10 protein-coding genes and 3 pseudogenes are annotated in these 11506 nt (G+C 67.7%); 7 read left to right on the forward strand and 6 right to left on the reverse strand.

Translation table 11 applies throughout. The features are described from left to right. Positions 1–159 precede the first annotated feature (159 nt). A pseudogene (locus tag ACWD35_RS38410) lies at positions 160–580 on the forward strand (transposase); the annotation flags it as partial. A gap of 1182 nt (positions 581–1762) precedes the next feature. Here ACWD35_RS38410 and ACWD35_RS38415 read toward each other — a convergent pair. The 3 genes and pseudogenes from ACWD35_RS38415 to ACWD35_RS38425 form a co-directional block, all read right to left on the reverse strand. Further along, positions 1763–2557, reverse strand: a complete 795-nt coding sequence (locus ACWD35_RS38415) for a hypothetical protein (RefSeq protein WP_451356004.1) — start codon at positions 2555–2557, stop codon at positions 1763–1765. A 225-nt stretch (positions 2558–2782) separates the two neighbouring features. Continuing rightward, the gene (locus tag ACWD35_RS38420; protein WP_451356035.1) at positions 2783–3106 is read right to left on the reverse strand and encodes a hypothetical protein; all 324 of its coding nucleotides are present in this window, start codon (positions 3104–3106) and stop codon (positions 2783–2785) included. Positions 3107–3268: 162 nt separating this feature from the next. After that, positions 3269–3559 (reverse strand): annotated as a pseudogene (locus ACWD35_RS38425) (transposase); the annotation flags it as partial. Positions 3560–3687: 128 nt separating this feature from the next. Here ACWD35_RS38425 and ACWD35_RS38430 point away from each other — a divergent pair. Beyond that, positions 3688–3900, forward strand: a pseudogene (locus ACWD35_RS38430) (hypothetical protein); the annotation flags it as partial. A 168-nt stretch (positions 3901–4068) separates the two neighbouring features. Continuing rightward, positions 4069–4968 (forward strand): hypothetical protein, encoded by a 900-nt coding sequence (locus ACWD35_RS38435; protein ID WP_451356032.1) that lies wholly within the window; start codon positions 4069–4071, stop codon positions 4966–4968. Positions 4969–5251: 283 nt separating this feature from the next. Here ACWD35_RS38435 and ACWD35_RS38440 read toward each other — a convergent pair whose 3' ends face one another. Then, positions 5252–5500 carry a hypothetical protein gene (locus tag ACWD35_RS38440; protein WP_451356005.1) on the reverse strand — a complete coding sequence of 83 codons (249 nt, stop codon included), beginning with the start codon at positions 5498–5500 and terminating at the stop codon, positions 5252–5254. Between ACWD35_RS38440 and ACWD35_RS38445 the strand changes: the two genes are divergently transcribed. Continuing rightward, the gene (locus ACWD35_RS38445) at positions 5499–7151 is read left to right on the forward strand and encodes a trypsin-like serine peptidase (RefSeq protein ID WP_451356006.1); all 1653 of its coding nucleotides are present in this window, start codon (positions 5499–5501) and stop codon (positions 7149–7151) included. The genes ACWD35_RS38440 and ACWD35_RS38445 overlap by 2 nt on opposite strands. A 105-nt stretch (positions 7152–7256) precedes the next feature. Here ACWD35_RS38445 and ACWD35_RS38450 read toward each other — a convergent pair whose 3' ends face one another. Further along, positions 7257–7598, reverse strand: a complete 342-nt coding sequence (locus ACWD35_RS38450) for a helicase associated domain-containing protein (protein ID WP_451356007.1) — start codon at positions 7596–7598, stop codon at positions 7257–7259. A gap of 58 nt (positions 7599–7656) precedes the next feature. After that, positions 7657–7884, reverse strand: a complete 228-nt coding sequence (locus tag ACWD35_RS38455; protein WP_451356008.1) for a hypothetical protein — start codon at positions 7882–7884, stop codon at positions 7657–7659. Between the two features lie 612 nt (positions 7885–8496). On the opposite strand from ACWD35_RS38455, the gene ACWD35_RS38460 reads away from it, so the two are divergent. From ACWD35_RS38460 to gltX, 3 genes are all read left to right on the forward strand, one after another. After that, complete coding sequence (locus ACWD35_RS38460) at positions 8497–9057, forward strand: ATP-binding protein (protein WP_451356009.1); 561 nt, start codon at positions 8497–8499, stop codon at positions 9055–9057. Between the two features lie 158 nt (positions 9058–9215). Next, entirely contained in the window at positions 9216–9995 is a 780-nt protein-coding gene (locus ACWD35_RS38465) for a hypothetical protein (RefSeq protein WP_451356010.1), read from the forward strand. Positions 9996–10135: 140 nt separating this feature from the next. Beyond that, the gene (gltX, locus tag ACWD35_RS38470; RefSeq protein ID WP_451356033.1) at positions 10136–11503 is read left to right on the forward strand and encodes a glutamate--tRNA ligase; all 1368 of its coding nucleotides are present in this window, start codon (positions 10136–10138) and stop codon (positions 11501–11503) included. Positions 11504–11506 lie beyond the last annotated feature (3 nt).

Consider the following 11506-nt stretch of genomic DNA (forward strand, 5'->3'; position numbering starts at 1 on the left):
ATGGCCAGCCTGCGAAACCTCGCGATCAGCGTGTTCCGCCAGGACGACCACACCAACATCGCCGCCGCCTGCCGCTACACCGCCCGCGACCCACAGCGACCCCTGACAGCCTTCGGAATCAGGTGATCAACCGGACAGAATGACTACACGCAAAGACCCTGCTACTCGCGCCGCCTGGTGGGCTGGTCGATCGCCGACCACATGCGCACCTCACTGGTCGCCGACGCCCTCAGGGCAGCCGATGCCACTCGCGGCAGCCTGGCCGGAGCCGTATTCCACAGCGATCACGGAGCAGTACACCTCCCGCCAATTCGCCAGGATTTGTGCCGAGTTGGGGGTTCGGCAGTCCATGGGCGCGGTCGGCACGAGCGCGGACAACGCGCTCGCCGAGAGCTTCAACGCGGCCCTCAAACGCGAGACGCTCCGCGGCGTCCGCTGCTTCGACGGGGCCCGCGCCTGCCGCCTGTCCGTCTTCCGCTGGACCACCCGCTACAACACCCGCCGACGACACTCGGCGAACGGACACCAGGCACCGATCGCCTACGAGCAACAGTCAGCTACCCTGACACTCGCCGCATAACGACACGAACAGGTGTCCACCCCTCGGGGGCGAGGCCCGGGGTTCCTTCGGGTCCGACTGCCCGCCACCGATGTGGCAGGACGTGTATCCGCCACCACCGACGATGACGGCGACAACGGCTGAGACAACGCGCTTGAGACGGCGGGGGTTGCCCCGAGGGGCGGAAGAGCTGGACACGGTGGGCCTCCTCGTCGTTGAGGTGAGGTCCGTCGGCCGGCGGATGCCGGACTGCGGGAGTCCGGGGCGGCTCCCGGGCACGTCCGTTCGTGCTGCTCCTGGATGCTGATCATCAGTCCACTGGGACGGAAGACATGCTCTCCGAGTTTGGGTTCTGGTACCCAACCTGGTGAGACGGCTGCTGGAAGGGGCTGGCCGGCTCCAATGCGAGGCGCACGGGCTGCACGGCATGATGGGGCTGTCGGAACGCGAGATCGAGGTACTGCGACTGGTGGCCGACGGGCACGACACCGGCGAGATCGCCGTAAGTTTCCTTCTCCGAGCGCACCATCAAAAACATCCTGCACGCCGTCATGTCCCTGCTCGGTCTGCGCAACCGCTCGCACGCGGTGGCGTACGCGATTCGGGAGGACTGATCTGACACCCCCGTGCCAAAGCGCGCCCTCCTGAGTGGATTGTCAGCGGTCACCCGTACGGTGCAGCTATGCCCACCCCTCCCGGCCTCACGGCCAGGTGACGCCTGCCCTCGACGACGTCAACGACCGTATCCGATACCTCATGGGGCAACCCGACAGCCCCAGCCGCGCCGAGGAGTACCGCCGGCTGCTAGACCGCTGGGCCGAGTTCACGCGAGACGACGTCGAGCCTGTCGCCTGACGCGGAACGCCCCCACTCGGATTCACCGAGCGGGGGCGCAGCAACTTACCGAACCGACGCAGCGAGCGACCATCACCGCGATCGCCCTTCAACGCGCGCCCGGATCGCTTCGGACGCGGGGGCGCTGCGAGCACAGGATCAGGGAGCCCCACTCTGGATGACAGGGGTATCTGAGTCGTCACGACTGCCACTGGTCGCAGGGTAGGCGACGGTGAGGAACAGGGCCAGCGTGCCCAGCGCTGCGCCAGCCGTGACCCACTTGCGGCCCTTGGAGAGTCTCCAAACGATGAAGGCCACGAGAGCAGTGACCGACAAGGCGATCATGACGTCCCTCTTTCCGTTGCTGGTTTACGAGATGCCGGCGGTGTTCGCGTTGGTTCCGTCCGCGTGTCCGCTGAGGTGTACCCAGGGGTAGCGGTTCATGGCACCGATCGGGATTTTGTACGGGGAGTACTTGAAACCCCCCTTACGCCACGCCGTCAGTCCGCCGCGGCTGTCGCCCTGCCAAGTGTAGTAGGACGGTCCCTTCGTCCCACTGAGGTCCGCCCCGGTCCACTCCCATCCGAGAGCCTCCGCCCAGGCGTACACCTTGTGGTTGATGGTCGGCTCCTTGTCATAGCTGGTGATTGTGCCGCCCTCGTAGCAGTAGTGCTCTTTGACCTGGTAGTACCACAGCGTCTTGTGGAAGGCGTTCTGCATGTAGACCGTGCGGCCCAGATTCGAGCAGAAGGTGGGCGGCGTCCAGTTGGAAACACCAGGGGTGACATCACCAGTGGTGTCTCCACCGGTGGTGACGGTCGACACATCAGTGGCGATAGCGGCGTCGGTGAGGTCAGTCGGCTTTTCGACTGTCTCACTGACCGGGTAACCGACCCAGGTGCCGGAGGTCAGCAAGGCGTCGATGTCCTTGTCGGACTCGTTGTTGCGATGGGCAGCGGCAAGGAAAGTCTTCGTTTCGCTGTAGGTGAGCGCCTCCTCGGGCGTTACCGGAGCGGCCTCGCCGGCAGCGAGGTGGCTCTCGTACGCCTCCATGCTCAGCTGCTGCGAGGTGGGTGCATCGGTCGCGTTGGCGTTGCCGGACAGGGCGGCCACTGCGGCTGTGGCCAGCGTTGCCCCCACGAGTATGCGGACGCGTGCATGCATGCTGAAGGTCCCCCCAAGATCATGTCTGTAACGAACGGCGTGGTCTGGTCCGTTCGTGGTCGATGTGACCCTAGGAGCGTCGACGTGCACATGACCAGCGAGTTGAGCAAGATCAGAGATTGGTGCAGAGCTGCTCGAAGGACAGCCCCGCTCTCCAGGGCCTAAACATGGCAGGGCCCCGGACCCCTTGGAGCGGAGAGGGGCGGGGGGCAGTCTTAGGGGCCGTCAGCGAGCGTGAAGCGCGGCAACGCCGGTCACTACGCGAGCGACACCGGTGAGCGCGCCGATGTCGGGCAGCGGCCACCGTCCAGACTCCAGCGAGGCAAGCCGGGCTGCGTCCCGCTGCTGCCGCGGCGTCTCGCCGACTTTCAGCGCACGGATCCGCCCCTCGTGGTCGGACACATCGCCCTTGATCTCCCGGTTGTCAGTGAGGATGCCGTCGAGCTTGCCGTCCATGCGGGAGACCAGCCGACTCACATGCTGGACTTCCTGGTACATCTGCGCGGGCGAGACGTTGACGCCGGGCTCGGGCGGTGGCTGCGTGGTCATGACCGGCTCTGGCGAAGCAGCTCGGCGACGTCGTCCGCGGGTATCAGATCGCGGGCGCCAACGCCCGGTTGAGGCTGTTCGCGCTCCTGGCCGCCCAGGGCGTGCCCGCGGCTGAGGCTGACGATCTGGTCGCGGCGCTGGAGGCCGGAGCGGTCGCCGGGGCTTGAAATCGATGCGGCAGCGAACCGTCTCGGCCGCCTGCCGGTCCGACAGACCGAGCAGGAACTGCAGCACACACACGGTGGCCAGCTGGGCGGGCGAGAGGCCTGGGCGGCCGTCGCGCGGGTACCAGTCGGCGAAGTCCTCGTCCCGCCACAGCCCGCCCAGCTGGTCTCTCACCCACATCGCCGTCGTACCACCCGGGTTGCTCGCCCGCGCCATCTGCACGGTCAGAGAAGGGACTTGCTCACCAGAACGGGCGTGGAGCGACAACGGGCACCTCGACAACTGCATCGGTCCTTGAACAGAGCCGAGCATGCCCGTTGATCATGCTGCCCCGCCGGGGATCCCCAAGATCCCCGACAGAGTCAAGCTGAGACAGACAGGCCCGCGCTGTCAGTGGTGGCTGCAAGGCTGAACGGATGGACCGTGATGACGAGCAGCTGCTGCGCCGCCGGGTCTACGGCGCCGACCACGATCACCCGGGCCCGCGGCCAGACCGGCACTACGCCGAGCTGGTCGGCGGGCCACTGGACGGCCTGCTGCTCGACATTACCGGCTGGACGCAGACGGAAGTCGACACCGGCGTCTCCCTCCAGACCGAGCTGGGACAGTTCGGCCCCGACGGGCGGGCGTACCTGCCGGACTGTGTGCGGCGCATAGGGGGCTGTTCGTCCTCGGTGGGGGCCGTGCATCGTGAACGGGGTCTTTCGCAACCTGATGCGCGTCTTTGCCCTCTTCCTGGAGGGCGGATCGATGCGGCCTTCCCGGCTCAACCGTCCTGTATCGAAGGGGAATCATTGTTGCGCAACGCAGTTCGGGCCGTGGGCGTCGCCGGTCTTGCCGTGATGCCCTTGCTGGGAGGGGCGGCGGGGGCGTCGGCCGCCGAGGGCGCGAGCCCGGCTCCGGGCGGCAGCCCGTCTCCGGCGGTCCGCCTGGAGTACCACGTGGCTCAGAATCTCGCTCTGGAGGCGGGTGACGACATCTCGTTCAGCCTCGACGGAATGCCACCGGGATGGGACAAGGTCGAGGTCACCTCCCCGGCCCTGCAGGAGCCGATCACCCTGACTCCTCTGAAGAAGGGGTCGACGCAGTCGGTCCAGGTGGACGCGCCAGGAACAGACCACCGCGTCCGCTCGGGCCTGCGCGCGGGCACCTATCCGGTCACCGCGACCAGCCACGGCCGTACCGTCGCCACCGCACAACTCAAGGTCCTAGCCGAGAACACTGCGCAGATCTACCGGTTCGTCATCGGTCCCAGGAACGCGTCCCCCGGCAGCGACACACCCGCCTCCCTCCGCCCAGGCAGTGACGTCCGGGTGGTCCTCACCGACCTGCGGGCCGCACCAGGGGAGGACTCCCTCACCGTCACGTCGCCCATCTTCAAGGGCCCGTTGACCATCAAGACGGACAGCCCGGACAACCCCGGCTGCAAATGCGACGACCCCGGCACGGTCTACGCGGGCCACGGAGAATTGCGAGGCGACGTACCCAACGGCCGCTACACCGTGACGGTGGTCAGCCACCACGGGCAGCAGACCACGAAGCAGCACGTCACAATCGCCGGCCAGCCCGCCGCGGACGGAGGCGACCCGTCCTGGGCGGTCACCGGTGGCGTCGCGGCCACGGGGCTGGCCCTCGCCTCCGGCGGCGCGTTCGCGGTGCGGCGCCGCCGCTCACGGAAGGCTGCGCCCTCCGCGTAGCGGCGGACCCGGCGGCCGCGGACCGTCCCCCGGGCGGGTCGAGCGGGCACCGGTGGGCGCGCGCCGAACTGTGCTCCTCCGCCTTCCCTGCCTTCCTCGGTTCTTCCTTCATCTTTCCATCGCTCCCTCCGGCCGCTTTCGGTCCGGAGGGAGTTCGTCCATGACTCAGAAAGCATTCCTTGCATACCTCACACAGACGAATATCGCGCCTCGTGGTCCTCGCGGCCGGAACTGCCCTGCTTCTGACCGGAGGGGGAAGCCTCGCCCAGGCGCAGGCCAAGGTTCAGGACGCCACACCGGCGCCCCACCTGTCCCCGGCGACGGTGCCGTCCGCCGGACCGTCCGCTGGAACCTCAGCCGCACCGTCCGGTGAACCCGCGCCCTCGCCCTCTGCCAGCCCCTCGACCGGGACCGGCGCCGGGGAGCCCTCGGCCTCCCCCTCGGCGAGCGCGAGCGGGTCTGCCGCGACCGAGACCGGCGACGACGACTTTTCGGACGAGGACGCCATCCGCTTCTGGACGCCTGAACGCATGGCCTCGGCCACCGACCCGGCGTGGCCCGCGCAGCAGGCGGACCCGAGCGCCAAGGCCCGGTTGCGGCGGGCGGCTCCGGCCGATCCCGGCGTGGCGGCCGACATGCCGACCGCGGAGCACATCCTCGGCCTGAAGTCCGTCGGGACGATCTTCACCTACGACACGGACCCGACCACCCAGCGGATGCACGCGCACCATTGCACCGCCAGTGTGGTGGAGAGCCCCGGGCACAATCTGATCCTGACCGCGGGGCACTGCGACGGGGGCAAGGCCGTCTTCGTCCCCATGTACGCCGCCGAACAGACGCTGGACAAGCAGACGTCCGGGTTCTACCGGGTCGCCAAGTTCTTCACCGACAACCGGTACGTGCACAACACTAAGAAGCCCATCTCCGACCTGGACTTCTCCTTCGGCCGGCTCGAGCCTTCGAAGAGCGGCAAGCAGGCGCAGGACGTGGTGGGCGCGAACACGCTGGTGCGGACCCCCGGTTACCTGAACAAGGTCACGATGATCGGCTACCCCTCCAGCCACGACCCCGAGGACCATCCGGTGCGGTGCCCCACGCAGACGGAGGCGCTGCCGGGCTTCTACCAGATTCAGGCCAAGTGCCGTGGCATGTGGGGCGGTGTCTCCGGCGGTCCCTGGTTCTCCCAGGTGGACTGGGCGAAGGGCACGGGGGAGATCATCGGCAACGTCGGCGGGTACAACGGCGGCGGCGACGACGCCGACGACGACTGGCTTACCTACAGCCCCATGCACGGCGACTGGTTCTTCCGCCTGTACGACGAGGCGAAGAACAACCAGGTCCCCGCGCACGGCAGCACCTACGACCAGCCGCCGCTGCCGTACTTCATGGGTGGCGGTGCTACCTGGTCCCATGCCAAGCTGCTGGCCTCGGGCAAGTACACCGGCGACGGCAAGGGCGACCTGATCGTGGTCTGGACCGACGGCGAGGTCACCCTGTACACCGGCGACGGCAACGGCGGCTTCACCGGCGAGCGCCAGCTCGCCGCACCCCACGGCATCTTCCAGAATGCCAAGTCCATCACCGGTGGCGACTTCTCCGGCGGCAACGGCTCGGACCTGCTGGTGGTGTTCGACTCCGGCGAGGTCAGGCTCCTCCCCGACGTCGGCACCAAGGGCGTGGACGGCGGGATCAAACTGGCCGACGCCGGTTCCATCTGGAGCCACGCCGACCAGATCATCGGCGGTAGCTTCGGAACCGCGAAGTACGTCAGCGACTTGCTGGTGCGCTGGAGCGACGGCGAGGTCACCGACTACACCGCTGTCGGCGACAAGGGTTTCGGCACCGAACACCAGTTGGAGAAGCCGAAGAGCGCCTGGATGGACGCCACTCTGGTGACCGCAGGCGACTTCACCGGCGGCAACAACTGGGACACTCTGGTGCGCTGGTCCGACGGACACGTCTCCCAGTTCCAGGAGACCGGCCCCGGCGGCGTCGGCAAGGAGATCCAGATGGCTCCGGCCGGCAGCATCTGGTCGCACGACTCGGTGATGACAGCGGGCAGCTACGACTCCAACGGCTGGCCGGACGACCTCGTCGTCCGCTGGTCCGACGGCGAGACGACCATGTACACGCACACCGGTGCCACCTTCGGCACCGAACACATGCTCGTCGCCCCGAAGTAACCACCCCACAACCTGCCCCACAGCCCAGGCGGATCCGGGTGACCGAACCCACCGCGCCACCCGGATCCCCCTGCAGGGCTATCCTCGCGGCTCGTTCGTACGGGCCTACGACCAGCGCATCCCGATGGCGGACAGCTGCTCGATCCGCTCAGGGGATAGCATTGCGGCCCTGCTCCGCTGGTTCCCGATCCATGCACCAAGCCGGAGCTGCCGCTCCTCCTGGTCCTGGCCGACGATCCGTTCGACGTGCTTCCTCGGCACTCGCAGGTGCCCCTCGCGCTCGTAGAACTGCCGGGCGGCCTCGTAGTTCATCGCCCACTTGTCGGCCTGTGTACGGCGTGGGGGCGGCTTCTCGTCCTCGGCCGCGGGCTCGATTCCGAGGACCTGCTCACACATCCACTGCTGGACGGTGGTGACGTTGTCCCAGCCGAGCCGGACCGAGCGCACCCACCGTGTGAATGGGTGGGTGGGTGGCGGTGGTTGGGGGTCAGCTGGTGTGGGGTGGTTATCGCTGGTGGCGTGGTCTTTCGGAGTTGATCTTGGCTGTCATGAGATGACCAGGTTGCTGCCATGGGCTGCACCAGTCCGGGTGGACGGTGCACAGCTGCCCGTTGCCGGCCCCTTGGCCGGCGTAGTTCGAGGGCATCGAGGAGGCGCCGGCCAGTTGGGAGGCCGGGACGGTGAAGTCCCTGGTGCTGCCGCTGTCCGTGGTCGTCGATACGGCGATGCTCACGTTCTGGCTCCTTGTCGCGGGAAGGTTGGGTTCGGATGCCTTGGCCAGGAGTGCGGGCGTGACCGCCAGCTCCACGCCCTCTGTTGCTCGGCTCCTCGTGGTTGCTCAGCCTCGCGCAGTCCGGGCACTCGTTCTCCGTTCGCGCAGCACTTGTCCCTGTGGTGGCTGTTCGGCGGTACACTCCGGACCTTCTACGGCCCGCTGGGACAACGCTCTCGTCTCGCGAAGTCAGGTTGATCACCGGAGCGAGACACAGCCCGCCCAACATCTGTGTCCGCACACGAGTCGCCAGGGACGAGGCACCGCCGACGAGCCCGTAGACACGTCGGTTTCGTCGCCTGGACGGCTGCCCGCCTCGTAGTAGCTGGACGCTGGCGTTCTGACCCGCGCGAGCGGTCCCCGGAACAGCAACAACCTTGATCGGAACGGTCTGTTGGTCTCCGACTGGTCCGCGAGCAGACGGAGACGGTTGGCCGCTCTTCAGGTACCACGACTCGCCGCGAGGTCAAGGCGTCTTGCGTGGACTGCCCAGGGACAGACTGTCCTCACACGGCTCTTGTCGGATGGAAGGCTTCCGTTCACTGAGGCCGCTACCGAGGTGAGGTTTTCGTCATGGCACGCTGCAATCCCGAACGTCCGACGAACGGATTCACGGTTGCGGCTGCTGTCGACGATGTCCCGTCAGCACGCCGCAAAGTCGTTGCGTTGGCCCGGAATTCGGGTTCCCCCTTGCAGGACGAAACGTTGGAGGTCGTTGAGCTGCTGGCGAGCGAGGTCATAACCAACGCCGTCCTGCACTCAGCCGGTCCGTGCGACGTCGTTGTGACTCGCACGGCCGAACAGCTTCGTGTCGAAGTCACGGACGCCGACCCAACGTTGCCGAGCGCCGTTGCGGCCGGCACGAACGACGAGAACGGCAGAGGGCTCCTTCTCGTCGACGCCTTGGCAGACGCCTGGGGCATGCAGCCGGAATCCGAGGGCAAGACGACGTGGTTCGAGATCAGGCTGGAGCCCCCGCAGGAGGGCCTGGGCGACAACTCGGTGGAGGGTCCGTCCTCCCGTCATGCCGTCGCCGTGCGACGAGCTGAACAGCAGGACTGCCTGGCGCGGCCGGTAAAGTCGCGGACACCGTCGTTCCCGGCAACTGCTGGGGAGCGGCATCAAGCTGCCTGACCAGAACGAGGGGGCGTCCGGCCGTGGCGCGACACGGGTACGGTCATTGGACGCCTGTGGACGGGTGGTCCTTGGATGTGGCTTGCGGCATGGCCGGCCACCCTGAGGGGCGAGTTTGTTCCGCATGGCTTCGAGCATTGTGAGTGGGGAGTGTTCGCGTGTCGTCACATGCCTCCGAAGGGAGTCCCGAAGACCCGGAACGGGGACACCTCGGCGGCCGGATGGTGCTCACCGCCGAGCTGGTGCGGGACGCGCGGCGGCAGGTCCAGAACGGGGCTTCGGTAGATCATCTCGCGCGTGCGTTCGGCGTGACCAGTAGGGCGCTCTCCAAGGCGGTCTACGGCGCCACCTGGCGCCGGGTGGACGACCCTCCGCCGCTCAGCCGGCCCGGGCCCGCTGATCCTGACCAGCCGAGCCCCACCGTTCTGGACGAAGAACATGTGCGCAGGCTGAGGCGCGAACACGCTGGTGGTGCGACGGTGCGCTACCTCGCGACGAGGTGTGGTCTTCCTTACAACACTGTCCATGACGCCATCCGCGGGGTCACCTGGGCGGACGTCGATGAAAAGGCGCCCGAGGATGCCTCTGGAGAACCGCGTCGCCCAGGCGTCCTGCTGACCGCGGCGACTGTGGGGGAGATGCGGCGCGCGCATGCCGACGGTGCTTCCCTGCGATCGCTTGCTGACAGGTTTGGTCTGGAGTACGCGACGGTGCGGGCGGCCGTGCGGGGGGCGACCTGGCGCCACCTCACTGATCCGCCTCCTGTGGCGACCTCCGGGCGAGGCGGACGGTATGCGCTCACCAGCGAGCAGGAGACCGCCCTCGTGAGGATGCGTGACCAGAGCGGTGTCACGTACGCCCAGCTCGGCGTCGCGTTCGGCATCAGCGAGGCGACGGCTTGGCATGTCTGCCAACGTCGATGCTCAGCGCCGGACTGAACACGCGTGTGCTCGCCAGGTACGACGAGGAGGGTGACGTCCGCTCCTGTGGCGCGGGCGAGCACCGGCTGGGAATCGGTAGGCTTGCGTGCATGTCTACAGCCTCCACGCGCGTGCGTTTCGCCCCGTCTCCGACTGGAATGTTCCATGTTGGCGGGGCTCGGTCGGCTCTCTACAACTGGGCCGTCGCACGACAGTCCGGGGGCAAGTTCGTCCTGCGTATCGAGGACACCGACGCGGCCCGCAACAAGCCCGAGTGGATCGACGGCATCATCAGCGCGCTCGCGTCCATCGGGATCTCCAAGGACGATCCCGCCTTCGAGGGTCCGTACTTTCAGTCGCAGAACGCCGACCGTCACAGCGAGGCCGCCCAGCAGCTCTATAAGCAGGGCCGCGCGTACTACTGCGACTGCACGCGAGAGCAGCTGCAGGAACGGACCGGTTCGCAGCACCTCGGCTACGACGGTTTCTGCCGGGACCGGGGCCTGGAGTACGTGGAGGGCCGGGCACTGCGGTTCCGTACGCCCACCGAGGGCGAGACGGTGGTCGTGGACCTGATCCGAGGCGAGCCGTCCTTCCCGAACTCGGCGATTGAGGACTTCGTCATCGCCCGCGGCGACGGCTCCCCCGTCTTCCTGATCGCCAACGTGGTCGACGACCTCGACGAAGGCATCACCCTGGTCATCCGCGGCGACGAACACCTGTCGAACACGCCCAAGCAGCAGCTGCTGTGGGAGGCGCTCGACGCGAAGCCCCCGGTGTGGGCGCACCTGCCGGTGATCGTGAACGAGAAGCGGCAGAAGCTGTCCAAGCGCCGCGACAAGGTCGCCCTTGAGGACTACCTTGCCGAGGGCTACCTGCCCGAGGCGATGACCAACTACCTGATGCTGCTCGGCTGGGGCCCCGACGACGACGTCGAGCTCCGCCCGTACGAGGAGCTGGAGCAGAAGTTCCGCGTCGAGGACGTGAACACCTCCCCGGCCTTCTTCGACATCAAGAAGCTCTCCGCGTTCAACGGCGACTACATCCGCGCCCTGCCGCTGGAGAAGTTCATCAAGGCCTGCGAGCCGTGGCTGCGCGAGCCGTACGCCACCTGGGCGCCCGAGGACTTCGACCAGACCGCCTGGGAGGCGATGGCCCCGCATGCCCAGACCCGTGTGGCCGTCCTGTCGGACATCACGGCCAACGTCGACTTCCTGTTCCTGAAGGAGCCGGTGGAGGACGAGGCGTCCTGGGCCAAGGCGATGAAGGGCGACCCGTCGGCCCTCCTGACCACGGCCCGCGCCAAGCTGGAGACGGCTGACTGGACCAGCCCCGAGTCCCTCAAGGAGGCGGTCCTGGCCGCCGGCGAGGAGCACGGCCTGAAGCTGGGCAAGGCCCAGGCCCCGGTGCGCGTCGCCATCACGGGCCGCACGGTCGGTCTGCCCCTCTTCGAGTCGTTGGAGGTCCTCGGCAAGGACCGCACGCTGGCCCGGATCGACGCGGCTCTGGCGAAGCTCGCCGGCTGACCA

Source organism: Streptomyces sp. NPDC002671 (genome assembly GCF_053592475.1).